Origin of the sequence: Bordetella petrii (assembly GCF_000067205.1) — a bacterium.
Lineage (GTDB): Bacteria > Pseudomonadota > Gammaproteobacteria > Burkholderiales > Burkholderiaceae_B > Bordetella_A > Bordetella_A petrii.
Map to the genome: position 1 here is coordinate 718,084 of NC_010170.1, position 22,518 is coordinate 740,601.

Genomic DNA, 22,518 nt, shown 5'->3' on the forward strand with positions numbered 1-22,518 from the left:
TGGAAGCGCATCGTAGTATGCGGCGACGATTTTGGCATGAATGCGGGCATCGACGCGGGCATGCTGCGCCTGGCGAAGCTGGGCCGGCTCAGCGCCATCAGCTGCCTGACGCAAGGGCCGACCTTTACCGCCCATGCCGCCGGCCTGCAAGACGCCGACCTGGATCTGGGCGTGCACTTGAACCTGACCGAAGCCTTGGGGCATCCCGGCCAGGCCGACGTGGCGCCGTTGCGCGCCCTGATCGCGCGCGCCTACACCGGCCGGCTCGACGAGGCCTGGATCGACGACCAGCTGACCCGCCAGTTCGACGCGTTCGAAGATGTGCTGGGGCGCGCTCCCGATTATGTCGATGGCCACCAGCACGTGCATCAGCTGCCCGGCGTATTGCCGCGCCTGCTGCGCTTGCTGGAGCAGCGCTACGGGCGCCAGACGCCGTGGCTGCGCTATACCGCGCCCGGCATGCAGGAAGGCATTCCGTTGCGCGAATCGGCCAAGGCGCGCCTGATTGGCGCGCTGGGCGCCGAGACGGTGGCGCGCGTGGCCCGCCGCGATGGCTGGCGCACCAACCGGCGGCTGCTGGGCGTATACAGCTTGCAGGGCGGCGCGCGCCGTTACGCCGACCTGCTGCAGCGCTGGCTGCTGAATGCGCGCGACGGCGATCTGCTGATGTGCCATCCGGCCGTGTCGGGCGCCGGCGACACGCTCGCCGGCCAGCGCGCTGCCGAGTTCGAAGTGCTGGCGCGCGCCGACCTGGGCGACTGGATGCGGTTGAATGGCGTGTGCGTGGCGCGCCCGGTGGCAGCGCAGCTGTCTGAAATGCTATAGAGGCGGGGCGGCGACGTTGCCGGCCGCCACCGGGCGGTAGGCCTGGCGCGCGTCGCGAACGAAGTCGCGCACCGCGGTTTCGTAGGCCTGGCCGCTACGGATCGAACCCGAATGCGACGCACCGTCGATTTTCACCAGCCGTTTCAAGTGGGGCGGCACTTTCAGCGCGGCGGCGAACAGTTCGTCGCTCATGGTGTGCGGCACCACCCGGTCGGCGGTGCCGTGCAGGAACAGCATGGGCGTGGTCAGTGTGGCCAGCTTCTCGACCGAGGCGAACGGCTGCGTGACGAGCAGGCTGGCGCCCGGCAGTTTGCCCCATTTCAGAGTGCCCAGCATGGCGGCGATGCTGGTGAAGCTGGATTCGACGATCAGGCCGGCGAAGGGTGGCATGTCGTCGCGCGCGGCCAGGTCGATGGCGATGGCGCCGCCCAGGCTGTGGCCATAGACGAAACGGCGCGCGGGGTCGGGCTGGCGCCGCGCCAGTTCGCGCAGGGCCGCCGCGGCATCTTCGAACGCGGTGTCTTCGGATGGCAGCAGGGGGGTGGATTCGCCGAAGCCGCGATAGTCGATCGCCAGCACCGAATAGCCCATGCGGGTCCAGCCTTCCATGCGGAAGGCGCTGCCGTTCAGGTTCCAGCGCGCGCCGTGCAGGTACAGCACGGCGGGTGCGCCCGGGCGGGGATGCTGCCAGTACCAGGCGTGAACCTTGTCGCCGCTGGGCAGGGCCAGGTCGAAGATCTCGGTGTCGGCCGGCGGCTCGCGCCACCAGCGCTGCTGGTCGGGCTCGGGGGAGAAGATGGCCTGCCGTTGCCAGGCGTCGAGCTGGGTGCAGCCAACCGCGCTGGCGGCGGCCACCAGGCCAACGCCCAGCAGGCGGCGTAGCGGAAAACGGGGGAGCAACGGCATGTCGGGTATGACCGTATCGGCGTGGAGGGGTTCCCTGCGGTTGCTTTGGCTGGGTGTTCTGTGCGTGCGTGTCTGAGTTCCGGCTCCGTCCCGCGTGGGCCGCTCGGACGGGTTCGGCGCCCGTGCGCCGGGCTCGGCGCAACCAGGCGCCCGAGGCCTGCTGCGCAGGCTGCCCCGCCGCCCAACGCGCCGAACCCGTCCGAGCGGCCGACGCGGGACTGCGGATGCGTGAATTCGGATGGCCGCTGGATTTTTGCGGTGGGCTTGGTCGTTTGCGGTGGAATGGGTAGCCGGCTCAAGGTGGCAGTGCGGCGGCCCTGTGTAGGTGTCTATGCAACCTGGCAGTGCGGCGGCCCTGTGTAGGTGTCTATGCAACCTGGCAGTGCGGCGGCCAGGTGTCTGACTCCTCAGGTGTCAGACACCGTTGTGTGTCCACCGCCGGGTCATCAGCCCCGCACCACATCCACCGCCACCGGGTACAGCGACGCCACCAGCAGCGCCGCCATTCCGACGTTGAATGCCCGTATTGCCAGCGGCCGGTGCAGCCACCGTTGCAAGGCGGTTCCGAAGGCGGCCCAGATGCCGATGCTGGGCAGGTTGACCACGCAGCAGACGGCGGCGGCCAGGGCAAGGTTCCAATAGAAGCCGGCCTGTGGCGTATAGGTGGCGATGACGCCCACCGCCATGACCCAGGCCTTGGGGTTCACCCACTGGAACAGCGCGGCCTGCATGAATGTGAAGGGGCGGCCGCGCTGGGCGCCGCTTTCCAGCGGGCCCGACATGGCGATTTTCCAGGCCAGATAAAGCAGGTACATCGCCCCGGCGTACTTCAGCACTGTGTACAGCCACGGCAATTGCTGGAACATGGTTCCCAGGCCCAGCCCCACCAGCACCAGCATCAAGGTGAAACCCAAGTTCACGCCCAGCATGTGCGGGATGGTGCGCCGGAAGCCGAAGGTCAGGCCGGATGAGGCCAGCATGATGTTGTTCGGCCCGGGCGTGATCGAGCTGACCAGCGCGAAGAGCGCCAGCGGGCCCAGCAACAACAGAGTGGATTCGTTGAAAGGTAAGGCCGTCATGGTGCTTTCCGGACAATGGCGCGGCGTCCGCCGGCGATGATGGCGACGACGGCCAGCGCAAACACGAACGTCAGCGGCTCGACCGTTTCGTGGAACAGCAGCGCGGCCGCCACGACGGTAAGGAACGGCTGCAGCAATTGCACCTGGCCCACGCGCGCGATGCCGCCTACTGCCAGGCCACGATACCATGCAAAAAACCCCAGGAACATCGAGCCGAACGCCAGGTAGGCGAAGGCAGCCGCCACGGTGGCGCTGGGCGGCGGCGTATGCGCGGCCAGCCAAAGCACGGGGCCGGCGATGACCGGCGCGCTGACCGCCAGGGCCCAGCAGATCGTGCGCGCGCCACCCAATGTGCGCGAGGCGCGCGCGCCCTCGGCGTAGCCCATGCCGCCCAGCAGCACCGCAAGCAGCAGCCACAGGTCGCCCGTCTGCAGAGCGCCGTGGCCCTGGCGCAGGGCGTATCCCATGACCAGCACGGCGCCGGCCACGGCCCAGGCCCAGAAGGCGAGCGACGGGCGTTCGCCGCTGCGCCAGGCGGCGAACGCGGCCGTGGACAGCGGCAACAGGCCATTGAACACGGCGCCGTGCGCGGCCGGCACGGTGGCCATTGCCAGCGTGGAGGCCATCGGCCACCCCACCACGATGCCTGTGGCCGCCAGCAGCACACCGGGCCATTCGTGGCGGCTCGGCAGGCGGCTGCGCGTCAGCCACAGCAGCAGCGCAGCCGGCACGGCCGCCAGCAGGGCGCGGCCCAGCCCGATCAGCACCGGCGACAGCTCGGCCACCGCCACGCGCGTCATGGGCAGGGTCAGCGAAAACACCAGCACGCCCAGCAGGCCATAGCCATAGCCCTCCCAGAGGGGGGCGGCGGCGGGGGCGGGGGAAGCGTAAGCAGTGGGGCGCGACATGATTCCAGTGCAGGGCGGGGCTTGCGGGCAAGCGGGATTCCTGCCACTCTACGCAAATAGGTCAGTACAGTACCGGTACACTTTTCCATATCACCTTGATTACTGGCCTGGTAGAACCGCCATGACAGTTACCCTTGCTTCCGAATCCGCGGCCGGCTGGCGGCCCGTGCGGCAGGCCGACGCCACCCTGGTGGCCCAACTGGCCGACGACGTGGCGCGCCGCATCGACGACCAGGGCCTGCGCCCGGGCACGCGGCTGCCTTCTATCCGAAAAATGGCCGAACAGGCCGGCGTCAGCCGCTTCACCGTCGTCGAGGCCTACGACCGCCTGGTGGCGCGCGGGCTGGTGCAGTCGCGGCGCGGTGCGGGTTTTTTTGTGCGGGCGCGCCGCGGCCCGCTGGCCGCCGCCGCCCGCGCCGCGTCGGCCGGCGACATCGCCGCGCCGCCGGCGCGCATCGACGTGGCCTGGCTGCTGCGCAACATGTTCCGCGAGCCCGAAGCGTCGGCCATGCCGGGCGGCGCCGGCCTGTTGCCGGCCGACTGGCTCGATCCCGGCATGGTGTCTGCCGCCGTGCGGGCCGTAGGGCGCGCCGTGCGGGGCCATCTGGTGGCTTACGGTTCGCCGCTGGGCTACGCGCCCCTGCGCCAGCAGCTGGCTTCGCGCCTGCAGGCCGATGGGGTGCCGGCCCATCCCGACCACAACCTGCTCACCACCAACGGCGTCACCCACGGGCTGGACCTGGTGGCCCGCCACCTGGTCCGCCCCGGCGACGCCGTGCTGGTCGAAGACCCCGCCTGGTTCGTGATCTTCGGCCGCCTGGCCGCCTTCGGCGCCCGGCTCATCGGCGTGCCGCGCGGGCCCGATGGCCCCGATCTCGAACAGCTCGACCGGCTGGCCGCGCTGCACAAGCCGCGCCTGTTCATCATCAACGGCGCCGTGCACAACCCCACCGGGCACACTTTGTCGGCCGGCGCCGCATACGACATCCTGCGCCTGGCCGAACGGCACGATTTCCTGGTCGTCGAAGACGACACTTATGGCGAACTGCATCCCGGCGGGGCCATGAAGCTGGCATCGCTCGACCGCCTCAATCGCGTCATCCTGGCGGGCGGGTTTTCCAAGATGCTGGCCGCCAGCCTGCGCGTCGGCTACCTGGCCGCCAATGCCGAGCTGCTGCAGAAACTGGCCGACCTCAAAATGCTGGCCGGGCTCACTACCCCCGAGCTGGGCGAGCGGGTGGTGCACCGGGTGCTGGTCGAGGGCCAGTACCGCCGTCATATCGAGCGGGTGCGCGCGCGCGTCAATGTTGCCCGCCAGCAGTGCCTGTCGGCGCTGGTCGGGTTGGGACTGGCGGTGCCGCACGAGCCGCACGCCGGCATGTTTGTATGGGCCGATTGCGGACGCGATTCCGAAAGCCTGGCGCGCACCGCGGTCGACCATGGTCTGCTGCTGGCGCCCGGCAGCCTGTTTTCGCCCAGCCAGGCGCCTTCCACCATGATGCGCTTCTCGGTGTCCATGGTCGACACGCCCGGCATCTGGCAGGCCGTGGCGAGGGTGCTGGCCGCGCCCGGCAACTGACATGCCTGCCCGGGGGCGAACGACATATACTGTTCTTCTCTTTCAGGCTATATCACCCAAGGAATCCCCATGGCCGACGTTCCCATCAAGCCTCTCACCGAACACTTCGCGGTAGCGCCGCAACTGGCGCCCGACGACATGGCAGGTGTGGCCGCTGCCGGCTACAAAAGCGTGATCATCAACCGGCCCGATTTCGAAGGCGGCCCTGACCAGCCCACCGCGGCCGATGTGTCTCGCGCGGCCCGTGAAGCAGGCCTGCAGGTCGAATACCAGCCCGTCATCGGCAGCGCCATGACCCCGGCCGACGTGGCCCGCTTCGCCGAGCTGCTGCGCACCTTGCCGGGCCCCGTGCTGGCGTATTGCCGCACCGGCACGCGGTGCACTAATCTGTTCGTGGCATCGCAGCAGATGCCTTGATGGCTCTCAATGGCTGCGGGAAGACCGCAATGCGGCTCGCATGGGTTTTCCGGTAGCATGGGCTTTCTTACCAAGCAGACAGGAGCAGGCAACATGTTCAAGAAAATCCTGATTCCCACCGACGGTTCGCCGCTTTCGGCACAGGCCGCCAACGCGGGTATTTGCTTTGCCCGGTCGGTGGGCGCCGAAGTCGTCGCCCTGCATGTCACCCAGCCTTTCGCCGCCACCATCGGCTTCGATGGCATGGCTGCCGCCTACGCCATCACCGACGAAGACTACGAAAAAGCCTCGGCCGAGCAGGCTGAAAAATACCTGAAGCAAATCCTCGACCGCGCCGATACCGCCGGCGTCAAGGCGCAGTCGCGCGCCGTGTCCAACTTCAACGTTGCCGACGGCATCGTGCAGGCCGCCAGCGAAAACGGCTGCGACCTCATCTTCATCGGCAGCCACGGCCGCAGTGGCCTGTCGCGCCTGTTGCTGGGCAGCGTCACCGCCAAGGTGCTGTCGCTGGCCACCATCGCGGTGCTGGTCTACCGCGTCAAAGAAGACAAAGAAAAGAAATAACCGCCTCGCCCGAGGCGGTCGCGCCCGCCCGTCGGCTGCCTGCGGCCGGCGGCGGGCGCCATACCTGTGGCACGGACAGGGCTATCTGGCGTTCCGTGACCGGGCGCGCGTAATATTTGCGAAGCTGCGGCCTACCGGCCGCACTCAAGGACTCACCTGATCCAGGGGCAGCCATGACTCGCAAGACGCGCATCGACCAATACCGCAATATCGGCATCAGTGCCCATATCGACGCGGGCAAAACCACCACCACCGAGCGCATTCTTTTCTATACCGGCATCACCCATAAACTGGGTGAAGTCCATGACGGCGCGGCCACCATGGACTGGATGGAACAAGAACAAGAGCGCGGCATCACCATCACGTCGGCGGCCACCACGGCCTTTTGGCGCGGCATGGCGGGCAATTATCCCGAGCACCGCATCAACATCATCGATACCCCGGGGCACGTCGACTTCACCATCGAGGTCGAGCGTTCGATGCGCGTGCTCGACGGCGCCTGCATGGTGTACGACGCCGTGGGCGGCGTGCAGCCGCAGTCCGAAACTGTCTGGCGGCAGGCCAATAAATACGGCGTGCCGCGGCTGGCTTTCGTCAACAAAATGGACCGCGTCGGCGCCGACTTTTTCCGTGTGCAGCGGCAGATCGCCGAGCGCCTGAAGGGCGACGCCGTGCCCATCCAGATTCCGGTCGGAGCCGAAGACCACTTCCTGGGCGTGGTGGATCTGGTCAAAATGAAGGCCATCATCTGGGACGACGCCAGCCAGGGCGTGCGCTTCGAATACCAGGACATTCCCGCCGAACTGGCCGACGAGGCCCGGCTGTGGCACGACCGCATGGTCGAAAAGGCCGCCGAGGCCGACGAAACCCTGCTCGAAAAATACCTGTCGGGCGAAACACTGTCCGAAGACGACATCAAGCGCGGCCTGCGCCTGCGCACCATTGCCAACGAAATCGTGCCCATGTTGTGCGGCAGCGCCTTCAAGAACAAGGGCGTGCAGGCCATGCTGGACGCCGTCATCGACTACCTGCCGTCGCCCGCCGATGTGCCCGCCATCAAGGGCCACGACGAACAAGACCGCGAAATCGAGCGCCATCCTGCCGACGACGAGCCGTTTTCGGCGCTGGCCTTCAAGATCATGACCGATCCGTTCGTCGGCCAGCTGGTGTTCTTCCGCGCGTATTCGGGCGTGGTCAAGTCGGGCGATTCCGTGTTCAACCCGCTCAAGGGCAAGAAAGAGCGCCTGGGCCGGCTGCTGCAAATGCACGCCAACGAGCGGCGCGAGATCAGCGAAGTCTACGCCGGCGACATCGCCGCCGCCGTGGGCATCAAAGACGTCACCACCGGCGACACGCTGTGCGATCCGAACCACGTCGTCATCCTTGAGCGCATGTCGTTCCCCGAGCCGGTCATTTCCCAGGCGGTCGAGCCCAAGACCAAGGCCGACCAGGAAAAAATGAGCCTGGCGCTGAACCGGCTGGCGCAGGAAGATCCCTCCTTCCGCGTGCGCACCGACGAGGAGTCCGGCCAGACTATCATCTCGGGCATGGGCGAGCTGCACCTGGAAATCCTCGTCGACCGCATGAAGCGCGAATTCAACGTCGAGGCCACGGTCGGCAAGCCGCAGGTGGCCTATCGCGAAACCATTCGCAAGACCTGTGACGAGGTCGAGGGCAAGTTCGTCAAGCAGTCGGGCGGGCGCGGCCAGTACGGCCACGTGGTGCTCAAGCTCGAGCCCCAGCCGGCCGGGGGCGGTTTTGAGTTCGTCGATGCTATCAAGGGCGGCGTGGTGCCGCGCGAGTTCATTCCCGCCGTCGAGCGCGGTGTGCGCGAAAGCCTCAATGCCGGCGTGCTGGCCGGCTATCCGGTGGTCGACGTGAAGGTCACGCTGGTGTTCGGCTCGTACCACGATGTCGATTCCAACGAAAACGCCTTCCGCACGGCGGCCTCCATGGCTTTCAAAGAAGGCATGCGGCGCGCGCGGCCGGTGCTGCTCGAGCCCATGATGCACGTCGAGGTCGAGACGCCCGAAGACTTTACCGGCCACGTCATGGGCGACTTGTCATCGCGGCGCGGCATGGTGCAGGGCATGGAAGACATCGCGGGCGGGGGCGGCAAGCTGGTGCGCGCCGAGGTGCCGCTGGCCGAGATGTTCGGCTATTCCACCTCGCTGCGTTCGCTGACCCAGGGGCGCGCCACCTACACCATGGAATTCAAGCACTACGCCGAGGCGCCCAACCAGGTGGCCGAGCAGGTTATCGCCGCCCATGGCGGCGGGGGCCGCTAGCCGGGCATCGCCGCAGGCATGGCCAGGTGTCAGGCTCCGCAAGTGAAGTGACCCCACAAAGTTGGACAGTTTTGGCCGTTATGTGGCCAGGAGCTGAGTCCGGTATTGCACCGGACTCAACCCGTTAAGTTTGAGCTTAATGCGGTGATGATTGTAGTAGTGGATATATCGGTCGATCCCGTCCTTGAGCTGTTCGATGGTCTGGAAGGTGTTCAGGTGGAAGAACTCGGCCTTCAGGGTGCCGAAGAAGCTCTCGATGGCGGCATTGTCCAGGCAATTTCCCTGTCGTGACATGCTCTGGGTGACCGCGTGCTGCGCCAGGAGCTCGCGGTAGGCGGGCATCTGGTATTGCCACCCCTGGTCCGAGTGCAGGATGGGCCGCTCGTACGGGCTGAGCCGGGCGCAGGCTTGCCTGAGCATGGCTGCGACCATGGCGAAGCTGGGGCGGCAGGCCATTTCGTAGGCGATGATCTCGCCATTGCACAGGTCCATCACCGGCGAGAGGTACAGCTTCTGGGTGCCGACCCTGAACTCGGTCACATCGGTGGCCCACTTCTGATTCGGGCGAGCAGCCCTGAACTGGCGTCGCAGCACGTTCGGGGCGAGCTGGCTCAGCGTGCCTCGGTAGGAGCGATACTTCTTGACCCGTACGCAAGACTTCAACCCCAACAGGCCCATCAGGCGCTGCACCGTCTTGTGGTTGACCGGCCAGCCTTGCTGGCGGATCGCCTCGGTGATGCGTCGATAGCCGTAGCGGCCGTGATGCTGGGCAAAAATTGCGCAGATCCGGGACTTCAATGACGCGAACTTGTCTTCGGCTTGCCCGGCCCGCCATTGGTAGTAGAAGGTGCTGCGTGACAGCCCCACCACCGACAACAAGCCCGCAAGAGGGAATTGCTGCCTTAGTTCAAGCACTATTTGCGCTTTTTCTGCTGCGCCGATTTCTGTTTGGCTTGAACCAAGGCATCGAGCTTTTTTAGGTACGCGTTCTCCATGCGCAGAAACTGCAGTTCCTTGAGCAGATCTTCGCGTGTACGCGTGGCATCGGGCGATGCCGGTTTCACGGGCGAGGTCATTGCGGGGGGCTGTCCTGTAGATAAAGCGGCTAGACCCTGTACATCATACTGGCGTGCCCAGCGGGCGATGATGTTGAAGTTGCGGATGTCGAACCGCGCTGCCGCCTGCCGATACGACAGGCCCTGCTGTTTCATCTGTTGCAGCACCGTCTGCTTGAACGAGGCGCTGTAGCGGCCGCGCTTGGCGCGCACGCCCGAGGCGCCATGCTCCCGGTAGGCCGCCGCCCAGCGTCGCAGCGCATGCGGGTTCACGCCGTGGCGTTGCGCCACGGCTTCCAGTCCCAAATCGCCCCGGCAATACTCCTCGACCGCTGCAAACTTGGTCTGTTCGCTGTACTTCACCATAAAAATACCCCCATAAGTTGGTATCCAACTTTTGGGGGTCACTTCACGCAAGGTGCCTGACACCGTATTGCAGAGGCCTTCGTTGCACACTTTGGTGTCAGGCGCCTTGCGGAGCCTGACGCCTGCCCGCCGCGTCTCAGGCCAGGAAGCCCTCGATGGCCGCATTGAAGGCTCGCGGGTTGCCCAGGTTCATGCCGTGCGACGAACCCGCGATCACCTCTTTGCGCGCCGCCGGCAGCCATTCGGCCAGCATGTCCAGCACAGCCGGGTAGGGGGCGGGGCTCAGGGCGCCGCCGATCAGCAGGGTGGGCAGCGCCAGCCGCTCCACTTGCTCGCGCGGCACCGGCGGCAGGTGCTCGGTGGCCTGGCCGCCCAGCGTCGAGGCGTTGTCGCGCACCATGTCCTTGAACCAGGGCACCATGCGGCGCCAGGTGTCGGCGCCCGACACGGTATCGACGAACAGCGCCAGGCCGGCATCGACTTCGCCGGCTTCGATCAGGGCCAGCGCGCGCTGGCGAAAGCCGCCGCGCGTATCGCCTTCGCGCCCGGGCATGGGCAAGCCCGGGTCGGCCAGCGTCAGCGACCGCACGCGGGCCGGCGCGCGCAGGGCCGCTTCCAGCGCCACCCGGGCCCCGCGCGAATGGCCCACCACATGGGCCGCGCCTTCACCCACGGTGTCGATGAAAGCGAGCAGGTCATCCACATGCTGGTCCATCGAAAAATCGACGCCGTCCCATTGCTGCGGCCAGTAATGGCGCAGGCTGGGAGCCAGCACGCGGAACGATCTGCCCAGCGGCCCCATCTGCGACTTCCAGTAGCGGCAGTCGCACAGCGAGCCATGCACGAGCACCAGCGGCGTGCCGTCGCCATGCTCGGTATACGTCATGGCATAGCCGTTGATGCTGGCGGTTTGCAGGGGCAATTGAGGTTCTGAGCGCATGTCGGGCCGTGCCGGAAAGTCCAGCGCGTGATTCTAGCGCCCCTGGCCAGGCGCTACGCTGCTGCTACACTCGGTGGCCTTGCCCCCCTGGCGCCGCTCGCGCCTATCCGATTGCACGGAACCGTCGAGATGTCTGCTGAATCCGCCACCCCGCTGCCCGAGTCGGCGCAGCGGGTCGCCCGCCTGTTGCAGGAACTGGGCCACGAGCACTCCATCGTCATCCTGCCGCAAACCGGCAAAACGTCCGCCGAAGCCGCTCAAGGCCTGGGCTGCCAGGTCGCCCAGATCGCCAAATCGATCATTTTCCGGCGGCGGGCCGACGACGTGCCCGTGCTGGTCATCGCCAGCGGCGTCAACCGCGTCGACGAAGCCAAGGTGGCCGGGCTGGTGGGTGAATTGGCCAAGGCCGACGCCCGCTATGTGCGCGACATGACCGGTTATGCCATTGGCGGCGTCTGCCCCATAGGCCACGCGGTCAAGCCCGCCATGCTGATCGACCAGGACCTGTTCCAGTACGACACGCTGTGGGCCGCCGCCGGCCACCCGCACGCCGTGTTCCAACTCAGCCCGCAGCAACTGGTGGCCATGACCGGCGCACCGGTCGCGGACGTCGCGCTGCGCGCCTGACCCCCGAACCAAGCGAGCATTCACATGGATTGGACCTGGGTCTGGATTCCCGCCACGCTGGCCGCGGCTACCGCGCAGGCGGGCCGCAATGCCGTGCAACGCAGTCTCACCGCCACGCTGGGCACCCTTGGTGCCACGCAGGTGCGCTTTTTGTTCGGCTTTCCCTTCGCGCTGCTGTTCCTGGCCCTGGTGCTGATCGTCGGCGGCGAGCCCGCGCCCGTCGGGGGCACAGACTTCATGGGCTTCGTATTGGGCGGGGCGGTGGCCCAGATTGTCGGCACCGCGATGATGCTCGCCGCCATGCGTGAACGCTCGTTCGTGGTGGTCACCGCCTGGACCAAGACCGAGCCTATCCAGGTGGCCCTGTTCGGCTTCGCCGTGCTGGGCGACCCGCTGTCGGTCATGGGGGTGGCGGCCGTGTTGCTGGCCACCCTGGGCGTGGTGCTGATGTCGGTCGACCCGGCATCGGCCACCGGCCGCGGCAGCCTGCGCCCGGCCTTGCTGGGTCTGGTATCGGGCGCGTTCTTCGCCCTGTCCGCCATCGGCTTTCGCGGCGCCATCCTGGCACTGGACAGCGGCGGCTTTGTGCTCACGGCAACCTGGACCCTGGCCTGGTCGCTGGGCGTGCAGACCCTGCTGCTGGTGCTGTGGATGGCGCTGTTCAACCGTGCGCTGCTGTCGGCCTGCCTGCGGGCATGGCGGGCTTCGATCTGGGGTGGCTTGCTGGGCGCGACGGCCTCGCAATGCTGGTTCCTGGGCTTTGCATTGACGGCGGCCGCCAACGTCCGCACGCTGGGGCTGGTGGAAGTGCTGGTGGCGCAGTTGCTGTCGCGCCGCCTTTTCTCGCATGCGGGCAGCCGGCGCGAACTGTCCGGCGTTGCCCTGATCGTGCTGGGGGTCGGCCTGCTGCTGGCGTCCAGCGGCTAGGGCCAACCTTTTACTGCAGCAGTTGCAGCCGGCTCTTGGCCGTTTCGGCGGCGGGGGTGCTGGGATAGTCTTTCACAATGCGCTGCAGCGACGCCTTGGCGCCGGCGCGGTTGTTCAGCTCGATCTGGCTCCCGGCAATCACCAGCAGGGCGTCGGGCGCGCGGGCGTTGTCGGGCGATTCCTGCACCAGCTGGTTCAACTGTTCGATCGCGCCCTTGTAGTCTTTGGCGGCGTAGCGGCTGCTGCCCAGGTAGAACTTGGCGGTGGGGGCCAGCTGGCTGTTGGGATACAAGGCCACGAAGGCGGCCAGCGATTCGGCGGCTTCTTTGTACTGGCCCTTGCGGAACTGGTCGATCGCGCCATCGTACGCGGCCTGCTCGCGCGGGTCGGCGGCGGTGGCCCCCGGTGGGTTGTTGGCGCCGCCCTGGCCCGGCTGGGTGTTGGGCTGCTGGCGCGACACCAGTTCCAGTTGCTCGCGCAACTGCATGATTTCCTGCTGCATGGCCTGCATCTGGTCGGCCAGTTGCAGGCGCGCGCGCTGGTTTTGCTCGTTCTGCTGCTGTACTTGCTGGCGCAGATCCAGGATGGCCCGGCGGGCCTCGTCGTCGGAAAAGGCATGGGCGGGGGCGGCCACAGCCAGGAAGACCGTCACGGCCAGGGTACGCAGGGGCAGGACTTGAGCGCGCATAAGAAATTCCAGGATCTGAAAACAAAAACGTCGGAACGGCCGCTTGGACCGTCCCGACGCGCGGCAGAGCTGTTACGGGAAATGCTTAGCGCTGATACTCGATATCGGCGCGGCGGTTTTCCGCAAAATCGGCTTCGGTGGTGCCGGTGGCGCGGGGCTTTTCCTTGCCGAAGCTGATGGTTTCGATTTGCGCATCGCTGACACCCAGCAGGGTCATCATGCGGCGCACGGCGTCGGCACGGCGCTGGCCCAGGGCCAGATTGTATTCGGCGCCGCCGCGTTCGTCAGTGTTGCCCTGGATCTGCACGCGCTGTTGTTGATGCGACGCCAGGTAGCGGGCATGGGTTTCAACCAGGCCGCGGTACTGGTCGGGCACGGTGTAGCTGTCGAAGTCGAAGTACACCGAGCGCTGTTGGGCCAGCACGCTCTGCGGGTTGAAGGGGTCCATGATCTGGCCGGTGCCGGTGCCTTGGCCGGCGGTGCCGGAACCCGTCTGGCCGGCCTGGTCGTCGAGCGGTACGGAGCTGCAAGCGGCCAGGGCGGCTGCCAGGGCGGCGATGGTAAGGCTTTTGGCTATGCGTATTTTCATGATTGTTCCTTTGCAAAGAGGGTCATACGTGTTAGCGGGTAAAAGGTCCCCAAGTCGGTTCACGTATTTCCCCATTCAGTACCGAAAGCGTTTGCCGCACGCGCCCATCACTGGATACGCCAGCCAGTACGCTGCGGCCGTTCTGGACCGCTGCATACAGGATCTGCATGCCATTCGGCGCGAAACTCGGCGCCTGGTCGTCGCGACCATCGGTCAGCAGTGTTTCGTTGCCGGTGGCAAGTTGGAGTGAGGCGATGCGAAACGCGCCGTCGCGTCTTGCAACGTACAGCAGCGTGGAACCGTCGGGGGAAATTCGGGGTGAGATGTTGTAACTACCGTTAAATGTCAGCCGACGGGCATCGCCTCCGTCGAGGCTGGTTTGATAGATTTGCGGTCCACCGCTGCGATCACTGGTAAAGATAATGGAACGGCCATCAGGCGTAAAGATCGGCTCGGTGTCGATGCCCGGGGAGCGCGTCAGGCGGCGCATATTCGAGCTTCCGTCGGCTCCGACGATGTAAATTTGCGACAAACCATCGCGCGTCAGGGCAACCGCCAGCTTGCTGCCGTCGGGCGACCAGGCGGGCGCGCTGTTATTGCCCTTGAAGTTGGCAACCGGAATGCGCGCGCTGGTGGCCAGGGTGTGCACATACACCACGGGCTTGCCCGACTCGAAACTGACGTACGCCAGCTTGCTGCCATCGGGCGACCAGGCCGGCGAAATCACCGGTTCGCGCGAGCGCAGCGCCACCTGGGGGTTCTGGCCATCGGCGTCGGCCACCTGCAGTTCGTAGGTATTGCCGCGCTTGAGCACGTAGGCGATGCGGGTCGAGAACACGCCGCGCACGCCGGTGATCTTTTCGTAGATACGGTCGGCGATCTGGTGGGCCACGCGGCGCAGTTCTTGTTCGGAACCGGAGAACGCCACGCCGTCGAGCTGGCCTTTCTTGACCGTGTCGGCCAGGCGGTAGCGCACGTCGTAGCGGCCATCGGCGCCACGGGTAATGCTGCCGTAGGCCAGGAAGTCGGCACCCTTGGTGCGCCAGTCATCGTAGGCCACCGGCGAATCGACGTTCAGGCCCGAACCGGCGGCGCTGATCAGGCGGAACTGGCCAGTGCGGGTCAGGTCGGCGCGGATGACTTCGGCGATGGCGCGGCCATGCACGTCGTCCACGGCAAAATCGGCGATCGCCACCGGATACTGGGTGGCGCCGGTGCCCGAGATGTCGACGCGCAGCTGCGCGTGGGCCGGCTGCCACACCAGCAGGGCGGCTGCCGTCAGCAGGGCGAACAGCGCGCCATAGGCGCGTGCGAGCCCCGCTGGAAAGGGGCGGCTGGGGGCGGGAGTCATGGTCGGCAATCTCCTGTCAGTCATACATTCGGTACACGACATCGATGACGGACTCGTAGCGGCCCGTCGAGGGTTTGGGGAACGGGTTGCAGCGGCGGATGCCGGTTTCCACAGCGCGGTCGAAGCCGGTGTTGCCCGACGAGCGGGTCAGGCTCACGCCGGTAACCTTGCCGTCTGAACTCAACTGTACCCGGTATTGCGCGGTGGGGTTTTCCGAGCCGCTGCGCGGTGGTGTCGGGTAGGCCACGCCAGGCCGCACGCAGGCGCGCACCTTGGCGCCATAGCCGTCATCGCGCCCGCCGCCCTGCTGATTGCGGTCGGCGGTGCCGCCCGGAATGCCGGCGGCGCCCAGCGCGTCATTGCGGAACGCTTCGCGCAGCGCCTTGTCGGCGGCGGCCTTCTTGGCGGCAGCCGCTTTCTTGGCGGCCTCTTCCTTGGCCTTTTTCTCGGCGGCGGCTTTCTCCGCCGCGGCCTTCTCGGCGGCCGCTTTTTCAGCCGCGGCTTTTTCGGCAGCGGCCTTCTCAGCCGCCGCCTTCTTGGCGGCTTCTTCCTTGGCTTTCTTCTCGGCGGCCGCTTTTTCGGCCGCCGCCTTTTCCGCAGCCGCCTTTTCGGCCGCCGCTTTTTCGGCGGCGGCTTTTTCAGCAGCGGCTTTTTCGGCGGCCGCTTTTTCAGCCGCGGCTTTCTCGGCCGCCTTGCGTTCCTGTTCGAGACGCTGCTTTTCTTTCAGCTCGGCCTGCTTGCGTTCTTCTTCGAGGCGCGCCTTTTCCTTGGCGGCTTCGGCCTCCTGGCGGGCTTTTTCCTCTTCCTCGCGCTTCTTGCGCGCTTCTTCCAGCGCGATTTCGGGGTCGGGCTGGGGCGGCTGCGGTTTTTCGACCGGCGGCGGCGGGGGCGGAGGGGGTTCGGGCTGCGGCTGCGGTTCAGGCTGCGGCGCAGGCTCGGGTTGCGGCTGGGGCTTAGGCGGCTCGGGTTCGGGCTTGGGCTCGTCGGGCTGCACGTCAGGCGGAGGCGAATCGGGCGTATCGCCTTCGGCCCACAGCTCCACCTGCACCGGCCCGGGGTTTTCCGAGCGCCAATTGACACCGAACACCAGGGCGATGAACAGCAGGATATGCACCAGGATGGCCAGCCCCAGCGCCTTGCGGTTGTCTTGCGCGGCGGGGGTGACCGGCTTGGTGTCGTCGTGTCGGAAAATGGGTGGGGTCATAGGCGTGGCAATAGCGGCGCAGGCGGCGGCGCGTCAGCGCTTCTTCGGTTCCTGCGCGGCCGCGCCCTGGCCCTGGTCGACCAGCAGGCCCAGGCGGGTGACGCCGTTGCTGCGCAGTTCGTCCATGACTTTCACCACTGTTTCATACGGCACCTTGCCGTCGGCGGCGATCACCACCGGCGTTTCGGCGGTAATGCGCTGGCGCACCTGGTCGACCAGCTGGTCGCGGGCGATGTCTTGCGGCGTGGCGCCCGCCTCGCGCATGCGCAAGGCCACCTGGCCGTCTTCGGAAATCTGCACTTCCAGGGGAGTGGCCGGCACTTCCGAGGCCTGGCCCACCGAGGGCAGATTGATCAGGCCGGGCGTGATCAACGGCGCGGTAACCATGAAAATCACCAGCAGCACCAGCATCACGTCGATATAGGGCACGACATTGATGTCGGCCTTCATGCGTCGGCCCGCGCGGCCGTGCGACCGTACAGAAGGCATCAGCGCACCTGGCGTTGCAGGATGTTCAGGAATTCATCGACAAAGCTGTCGAAGCGGATGGACAGTCGATCGATGTCGTGCGTGTAGCGGTTGTAGGCCACCACCGCGGGAATGGCGGCGAACAGGCCGATGGCGGTGGCGATCAGCGCTTCGGCGATGCCTGGCGCCACCGAGGCCAGCGTGGCCTGCTGCATGTTCGACAGGCCGATGAACGCGTGCATGATGCCCCAGACCGTGCCCAGCAGGCCGATGTACGGGCTGACGGAACCCGCCGAGGCCAGGAAGTTCAGGTGCGATTCGAGCGAATCCATTTCGCGCTGGTAGGCCGCCCGCATGGCGCGGCGCGGGCCGTCCAGCAGGGTATTGATGTCGCCGTTCACATTGGTGCGGCGCGCCTTCAGGAATTCGGTCATGCCGGCGTCGAAGATGCGCGCCAGCGCGCCTTGTTCGTCGCGACGGCTGGCCACCGCCTGTTGCAGCATGGACAGGTCGCCGCCCGACCAGAAGTCGTCTTCGAAGCGGCGCGTCTGGGCGTGGGCGCGCTTGATGGCCAGCCGCTTGGCGAAAATGTAGGTCCAGGACAGGATGGAGATGCCCAGCAGCAGCAGCATGATGAGCTGGACGGGAACGCTGGCGTGCGCGATCAGCGAAAGCAACGACATGTCGTTGGTGACTTGCATGGGTTATTCCTGAAGGGATTCCAGTTTGGTACGGACGACGGCGGGCAAGGCCGCCGGCCGCAGGTGCACGGCATCGACACAGCAGACTTGGATATTGCCTTGCGCGAGCAGTTCCCCGTCGCGTTCGGCGCGCTGCGCGAAGTGTATCGAAGCGCGGCCCACTCGTGTAACCCGGCTGCGTATGGTCAGGTAGTCGTCCAGCCGCGCCGGCTTGCGGTAAGACATGTCCAGAGAGTGGACGACGAACAGCCTCCCCTCGCTTTCGGCCAGGGCCGATTGCTCGACTCCCAGGGCGCGCAGCCATTCGGTGCGGGCTCGCTCCAGGAACTTGAGGTAGTTGGCGTAGAACACCACGCCGCCTGCGTCCGTGTCTTCATAGTAGACACGGACATTCAGGACGGATTCGGCGGACTTCGGTTCGATCACAATGGGTATGGCAGCCTCTCGGTTGCCGGGCACGGGGCCGGGCAGTCTACAGTGTTTCCAGCTTGGCAAGCACCTGTTCCAGGGCTGATCCGGCGGGGATTTTCGCAGCCGTGCTTTCGCGACGGGCCTGCAATTCCACCACACCGTCGTTAAGGCCGCGTTCTCCAACTGTTACGCGCAGCGGCACCCCTATCAGCTCCCATTCAGCGAACATGACGCCCGGCCGGGCGTCGCGGTCGTCCAGAATGACATCCACGCCGCGGGCGCGTAGCGCGTCATATAATTTTACAGATTCGTTACGTACAGTTTCATTTTTGCCCCAGCCGACGGGGCAGATCACCACTTCGAAGGGCGCGATGGCGCGCGGCCAGATGATGCCGCGTTCGTCGTGGTTCTGCTCGATGGCCGCGCCCGCGATGCGGGTGATGCCGATGCCGTAGCAGCCCATTTGCAGCAAGGCGGGTTTGCCGGTTTCGTCCAGGAAGGTGGCCTTCAGGGCCTCGGAATACTTGGTGCCCAGGAAGAACACGTGACCCACTTCGATGCCGCGCTGGATGGCCAGGCGGCCGGCGCCGTCGGGGGCCGGATCGCCCTCGACCACGTTGCGCAGGTCTGCGACCAGTTCGGGCTCGGGCAGGTCGCGCCCCCAGTTGGCGCCCTGGTAGTGGAAGTCTTCGCGGTTGGCGCCGCAGACGAAGTCGGCCATGTTGGCCACCGTGCGGTCGGCCACCACGCGCACCGGCAGGGCGGTGCCGATAGGGCCCAGGTAGCCGGGCTTGCAGCCGAAATGCGCCACGATTTCGTCTTCGGTGGCAAAGCGGAAGCCGGCCAGGCCGGGCAGCTTGCCTGCCTTGATCTCGTTGAGTTCGTGGTCGCCGCGCAGCAGCAGCAGCCACACCTGCACCTTGCCGGGCTCGGGCTCGGTGGCCAGCACGATGGATTTCAGGGTGCGTTCGAGCGGCAGGCCCAGCAACTTGGCCACGTCCGCGCACTTGGCGGCGCCGGGGGTGGGCACGGCTTCCAGCGGCTGGGTGGCTGCGGCGCGCTCGGCCAGCAGCGCGGGCGCCTCGGCCAGTTCGATATTGGCGGCGTACTGGCTGTCGGGGTTGTAGACCAGCAGGTCTTCGCCGGTGTCGGCAATGACCTGGAACTCATGGCTACGCGAGCCGCCGATCGAGCCTGTGTCGGCCGCCACGGCGCGGAATTGCAGCCCCAGCCGCTCGAAGATGCGCATGTACGCGTCATACATCTTGTCGTAGCTCTGCTGGGCGCCGGCCTCGTCGCGGTCGAACGAGTAGGCGTCTTTCATGGTGAATTCGCGGCCCCGCATCAGCCCGAAGCGCGGGCGGCGTTCGTCGCGGAACTTGGTCTGGATGTGATAGAAATTCAGCGGCAGCTGCCGGTAGCTGTGGATTTCGTTGCGGGCGATGTCGGTGATGACTTCTTCCGAGGTCGGCTGCAGCACGAAGTCGCGCTGGTGGCGGTCCTTGATGCGCAGCAGCTCCGCCCCGTATTGTTCCCAGCGGCCAGACTCCTGCCACAGCTCGGCCGGTTGCACTACCGGCATCAGCAGCTCGATGGCGCCGGCGGCATCCATCTCGGCGCGCACGATAGCCTCGATCTTGCGGATCACTTTCAGCCCCAGCGGCATATAGGTGTAGATGCCGCCCGCCAGCTTGCGGATCATGCCGGCCCGGGTCATCAGCCGGTGGCTGGCGACTTCCGCTTCGGCGGGGGCCTCTTTCAGGGTGTTCAGATGGTAGGTGGATGCGCGCATATTTAAAGGTGGCTACAGATACGTATAATCGACCGTAATTGTATTGAATTCGGTGGGGGTGGCCCATGCTCGATCGTGAAGGCTACCGTCCCAATGTCGGCATTATTCTCGTCAACAGTAAAAACGAGGTCTTTTGGGGCAAGCGTATCCGGGAACACGCCTGGCAGTTCCCGCAAGGTGGCATCAAGTATGGCGAAAGCCCGGTGCAGGCCATGTATCGCGAGCTCCATGAAGAAGTGGGCCTGAAGCCCGAACATGTCCGCATTTTGGGGCGCACACGCGACTGGCTGCGCTATAACGTACCTGATCACTTCGTCCGGCGCGAATGGCGTGGTCACTATAAAGGCCAAAAACAGATCTGGTTCCTGTTGCGCCTGGTCGGCCGCGACTGCGACGTATGCCTGCGCGCTACGCAGCATCCCGAGTTCGACGCCTGGCGCTGGAGCCAGTACTGGGTGCCGCTGGATGCCGTCATCGAGTTCAAGCGCGAGGTCTATACCCTGGCGCTGAACGAGCTTTCCGGCATCCTGTTCCGGCGCCAGCACGAAACCCGGTATCTGCGCCAGCGGGTCCATGGCCAGGGCCGTCCGGCCGAGGGCCTGCCCGCCGAGCCCGACGGCCATGCGCATATTGCTGGTTGAAGACGAACTCGAAATGGCGTCATGGCTGGTCCGGGCGCTGGCGCAAAGCGGCTTTACACCCGACCACGCGCCCGACGCCCGCAGCGCCGAGGCGCTCATGGCCGCCAACGAGTACGACGCCATCGTCATGGACCTGCGCCTGCCCGACAAACACGGGCTGGTGGTGCTGCGCGATATGCGTGGCCGCGACGACCGCACGCCCGTTTTGCTGCTCACCGCCCAGGGAGCCCTGCAAGACCGGGTGCGCGGGCTGAACCTGGGCGCCGACGACTTCCTCACCAAGCCATTCGCCCTCGAAGAACTTGAAGCGCGCGTGGCCGCGCTGGTGCGGCGCAGCCGGGGACGCCAGTTTCCGCGCCTGCAGTGCGGGTCGCTGGCCTACGACGGCGAAAGCCGCGCGTTCACCCTCGACGGCAACCTGCTGTTCCTGACTCCGCGCGAGCATGCCGCCCTGGTGGCCTTGCTGACGCGCAGCGGCTACCCGGTGGACAAGGCGCAGCTGTTCGGCAAGGTGTTCACCCAGGACAGCGAGGCCAATCTCGACGCCATCGAGGTCGTGCTGCACCGCCTGCGCAAGAAGCTGGCCGGCAGCGACGTGCGCATCGTCACCGTGCGCGGCCTGGGCTACATGCTGGAAAGCAGCGCCAGTGAACCCGCCGGAACCTGAGCGCTTCCGCTTTCCGCTGGTCGGCATCCGCACCCTGCTGATCACGCTGCTGCTGCCCGGCGTGATCGTCCTGCTGGTCATCGACAGCTGGAACGACTACCGTACCCTGGCCGACATCACCAACGAAGCCTACGACAGCGCGCTGCTCGAACCGGCGCGCGTACTGGAAAGCAGCATCGAGTTCGCGCCCGACGGCCGCCTGGTCGTGGCCACTCCGGTGTACGCACAGGTCATCCTCGAATCCAAGGCCGGCCTGCGCAAGTACTTCCGCATCGAAGAAATCGATCCGCCTTTGCCGGAAGGCGCGGCCGCCGTGCCACCGCCCGGACGCACCGTGGCGGGCATGCCCGAGCTGCCGCGGCCGCCGGCATGGCCGGCGGTGCGCGGCGACCCGGTGTTTTTCAATAGCGTCTATCGCCACGACCCGGTGCGCGTCGTGGCCGTCTTGCGCGACCTGCACTACCATGGCCAGCATCGCCAGGTGCTGGTGCTGGTGGCAGAGAGCATCGGCCGGCGCCTGCAGGCGGAAACCACCGCCCGGCGCCAGGAACTGCTGCGCGATGCCCGCATGCTGGCCCTGGTGGCCATTCTGGTCTGGTGGGGCGTGGCCTGGTCGCTGCGGCCGCTGGCGCGGTTGCGCAACGATATCCGGGCGCGGCGCCCCGACGACCTCACTCCGCTCGATGCTTCGCGGGTTCCCGGCGAGGTCATTCCGCTGGTCGAGGCCATCAATTACCACGTGGCGCGGTACCGGCGCGTGCTCGATGAACAATCTCAGTTCCTGGCCGATGCGTCGCACCAGTTGCGCACGCCGCTGGCCATCATGCTGACCCAGGCCCAGTATGCCCTGCGCGAGCCCGACCCCAAGCGGGCCCAGGAAGGCCTGCGCGCCATTGTCGACCAGTTGGGACGCACGCGCCGGCTTACCGAGCAGTTGCTGTCGCTGGCGCATGCCAGCCAGGCCGATGCGACTCCGCGCGAATTGCTGGACCTGAACGACGTGGCGCGCAACGTGGTGTTGCAATACTTGCCGCTGTCGCACGAAAAGCGGCAAGACCTCGGCTGGTCGGCCGCCTACCAGGGCGGCACGTCCGCGGATCGTCCCGCCGTGCCGGTGATGGGCAGCGACGTTGAACTGCACGAGGCCCTGTCCAACCTGGTGCACAACGCCATCCACTATGCGCCGGCCGGGGCGCGCATCACCGTATCGGTCGCCCGGCGCGGCAGCCGGGCCGAAGTCGCTGTTTCCGACAACGGCCCGGGCATCGACGCTCTGGCGCGCGACCGGGCATTCGCCCGCTTCGACCGCCTCGAGCAGGGCCGTGCTTCGGTGTCGCCGGGCTCGGGGCTGGGATTGTCCATCGCGCGGGCCTATGCGCGCCGCAACGACGGCGATATCGAGTTGCGCGACGGCGACCCCAACGAACAGGGCGGGGTGGGCCTGGCGGCCGTGCTGTGGCTACCGCTGGCCGACCCCGGCACGGCCGCGTCCGGCGGCGCGGCCGGCCCGGCCTGAGGCCGGGCG

General features: G+C 66.6%; 23 protein-coding genes. 10 read left to right on the plus strand and 13 right to left on the minus strand.

Annotation, left to right across the window (positions count from 1 at the left end; genetic code table 11):
* The first annotated feature begins 36 nt into the window (after positions 1–36).
* Complete coding sequence (locus BPET_RS03225; RefSeq protein WP_231852650.1) at positions 37–825, plus strand: ChbG/HpnK family deacetylase; 789 nt, start codon at positions 37–39, stop codon at positions 823–825.
* Here BPET_RS03225 and BPET_RS03230 read toward each other — a convergent pair.
* The 3 genes from BPET_RS03230 to BPET_RS03240 all read right to left on the minus strand — a co-directional run bounded on the left by BPET_RS03230 (position 820) and on the right by BPET_RS03240 (position 3,718).
* Positions 820–1,731 carry an alpha/beta hydrolase gene (locus tag BPET_RS03230; RefSeq protein WP_012247664.1) on the minus strand — a complete coding sequence of 304 codons (912 nt, stop codon included), beginning with the start codon at positions 1,729–1,731 and terminating at the stop codon, positions 820–822. The genes BPET_RS03225 and BPET_RS03230 overlap by 6 nt on opposite strands.
* Before the next feature lie 446 nt (positions 1,732–2,177).
* The gene (locus tag BPET_RS03235) at positions 2,178–2,810 is read right to left on the minus strand and encodes a LysE family translocator (RefSeq protein WP_012247665.1); all 633 of its coding nucleotides are present in this window, start codon (positions 2,808–2,810) and stop codon (positions 2,178–2,180) included.
* Positions 2,807–3,718 carry a DMT family transporter gene (locus BPET_RS03240; RefSeq protein ID WP_012247667.1) on the minus strand — a complete coding sequence of 304 codons (912 nt, stop codon included), beginning with the start codon at positions 3,716–3,718 and terminating at the stop codon, positions 2,807–2,809. Before BPET_RS03240 ends, BPET_RS03235 begins: the two co-directional genes overlap by 4 nt.
* Positions 3,719–3,884: 166 nt before the next feature.
* Here BPET_RS03240 and BPET_RS03245 point away from each other — a divergent pair, with 166 nt between their 5' ends.
* From BPET_RS03245 to fusA, 4 genes are all read left to right on the plus strand, one after another.
* On the plus strand, positions 3,885–5,297 hold the full coding sequence (locus BPET_RS03245; protein ID WP_085970240.1) for an aminotransferase-like domain-containing protein: 1,413 nt from the start codon (positions 3,885–3,887) through the stop codon (positions 5,295–5,297).
* Between the two features lie 69 nt (positions 5,298–5,366).
* Positions 5,367–5,714, plus strand: a complete 348-nt coding sequence (locus tag BPET_RS03250) for a TIGR01244 family sulfur transferase (RefSeq protein ID WP_012247668.1) — start codon at positions 5,367–5,369, stop codon at positions 5,712–5,714.
* Positions 5,715–5,807: 93 nt separating this feature from the next.
* A complete protein-coding gene (locus BPET_RS03255) occupies positions 5,808–6,278 on the plus strand; it encodes a universal stress protein (protein ID WP_012247669.1) in 471 nt (156 codons plus the stop codon).
* Between the two features lie 173 nt (positions 6,279–6,451).
* Positions 6,452–8,566, plus strand: a complete 2,115-nt coding sequence (fusA, locus tag BPET_RS03260) for an elongation factor G (RefSeq protein ID WP_012247670.1) — start codon at positions 6,452–6,454, stop codon at positions 8,564–8,566.
* A 78-nt stretch (positions 8,567–8,644) separates the two neighbouring features.
* On the opposite strand, the gene BPET_RS25700 is transcribed toward fusA, so the two are convergent.
* Positions 8,645–9,987 (minus strand): IS3-like element ISBope1 family transposase gene (locus tag BPET_RS25700; protein ID WP_085970199.1). Its coding sequence is split into 2 segments (ribosomal slippage): positions 8,645–9,546 and positions 9,546–9,987, totalling 1,344 coding nucleotides; the frame shifts between segments, so codons are not numbered across the junction.
* A 136-nt stretch (positions 9,988–10,123) separates the two neighbouring features.
* The gene (locus BPET_RS03275; protein WP_012247671.1) at positions 10,124–10,927 is read right to left on the minus strand and encodes an alpha/beta fold hydrolase; all 804 of its coding nucleotides are present in this window, start codon (positions 10,925–10,927) and stop codon (positions 10,124–10,126) included.
* A gap of 129 nt (positions 10,928–11,056) precedes the next feature.
* Between BPET_RS03275 and BPET_RS03280 the strand changes: the two genes are divergently transcribed.
* A complete protein-coding gene (locus tag BPET_RS03280; protein WP_012247672.1) occupies positions 11,057–11,554 on the plus strand; it encodes a YbaK/EbsC family protein in 498 nt (165 codons plus the stop codon).
* Between the two features lie 24 nt (positions 11,555–11,578).
* Entirely contained in the window at positions 11,579–12,481 is a 903-nt protein-coding gene (locus BPET_RS03285; protein WP_012247673.1) for an EamA family transporter, read from the plus strand.
* A gap of 10 nt (positions 12,482–12,491) precedes the next feature.
* Here the strand turns inward: BPET_RS03285 and ybgF are convergent, their stop codons facing one another.
* The 8 genes from ybgF to BPET_RS03325 all read right to left on the minus strand — a co-directional run bounded on the left by ybgF (position 12,492) and on the right by BPET_RS03325 (position 19,685).
* Positions 12,492–13,169, minus strand: a complete 678-nt coding sequence (gene ybgF, locus BPET_RS03290) for a tol-pal system protein YbgF (protein WP_012247674.1) — start codon at positions 13,167–13,169, stop codon at positions 12,492–12,494.
* Between the two features lie 85 nt (positions 13,170–13,254).
* Positions 13,255–13,758, minus strand: a complete 504-nt coding sequence (pal, locus tag BPET_RS03295; RefSeq protein ID WP_012247675.1) for a peptidoglycan-associated lipoprotein Pal — start codon at positions 13,756–13,758, stop codon at positions 13,255–13,257.
* A gap of 31 nt (positions 13,759–13,789) precedes the next feature.
* Positions 13,790–15,109 carry a Tol-Pal system beta propeller repeat protein TolB gene (gene tolB / locus BPET_RS03300; RefSeq protein WP_012247676.1) on the minus strand — a complete coding sequence of 440 codons (1,320 nt, stop codon included), beginning with the start codon at positions 15,107–15,109 and terminating at the stop codon, positions 13,790–13,792.
* Between the two features lie 16 nt (positions 15,110–15,125).
* On the minus strand, positions 15,126–16,313 hold the full coding sequence (gene tolA, locus BPET_RS03305; protein WP_012247677.1) for a cell envelope integrity protein TolA: 1,188 nt from the start codon (positions 16,311–16,313) through the stop codon (positions 15,126–15,128).
* 33 nt (positions 16,314–16,346) lie between these two features.
* Positions 16,347–16,802 carry a protein TolR gene (gene tolR, locus BPET_RS03310; RefSeq protein ID WP_012247678.1) on the minus strand — a complete coding sequence of 152 codons (456 nt, stop codon included), beginning with the start codon at positions 16,800–16,802 and terminating at the stop codon, positions 16,347–16,349.
* Positions 16,802–17,482 carry a protein TolQ gene (tolQ, locus tag BPET_RS03315; RefSeq protein WP_012247679.1) on the minus strand — a complete coding sequence of 227 codons (681 nt, stop codon included), beginning with the start codon at positions 17,480–17,482 and terminating at the stop codon, positions 16,802–16,804. Before tolQ ends, tolR begins: the two co-directional genes overlap by 1 nt.
* Before the next feature lie 3 nt (positions 17,483–17,485).
* A complete protein-coding gene (gene ybgC, locus BPET_RS03320) occupies positions 17,486–17,908 on the minus strand; it encodes a tol-pal system-associated acyl-CoA thioesterase (protein ID WP_041863465.1) in 423 nt (140 codons plus the stop codon).
* 46 nt (positions 17,909–17,954) lie between these two features.
* Complete coding sequence (locus tag BPET_RS03325) at positions 17,955–19,685, minus strand: proline--tRNA ligase (RefSeq protein ID WP_012247681.1); 1,731 nt, start codon at positions 19,683–19,685, stop codon at positions 17,955–17,957.
* A 65-nt stretch (positions 19,686–19,750) separates the two neighbouring features.
* On the opposite strand from BPET_RS03325, the gene BPET_RS03330 reads away from it, so the two are divergent.
* From BPET_RS03330 to BPET_RS03340, 3 genes are read left to right on the plus strand one after another with little or no spacing between them, the layout of a single operon-like run.
* Positions 19,751–20,326 carry an RNA pyrophosphohydrolase gene (locus BPET_RS03330; RefSeq protein WP_012247682.1) on the plus strand — a complete coding sequence of 192 codons (576 nt, stop codon included), beginning with the start codon at positions 19,751–19,753 and terminating at the stop codon, positions 20,324–20,326.
* Complete coding sequence (locus tag BPET_RS03335; protein WP_012247683.1) at positions 20,307–20,993, plus strand: response regulator; 687 nt, start codon at positions 20,307–20,309, stop codon at positions 20,991–20,993. Before BPET_RS03330 ends, BPET_RS03335 begins: the two co-directional genes overlap by 20 nt.
* Positions 20,974–22,509, plus strand: coding sequence for a sensor histidine kinase (locus BPET_RS03340; RefSeq protein ID WP_012247684.1), 1,536 nt, complete (start codon positions 20,974–20,976; stop codon positions 22,507–22,509). Before BPET_RS03335 ends, BPET_RS03340 begins: the two co-directional genes overlap by 20 nt.
* Positions 22,510–22,518 lie beyond the last annotated feature (9 nt).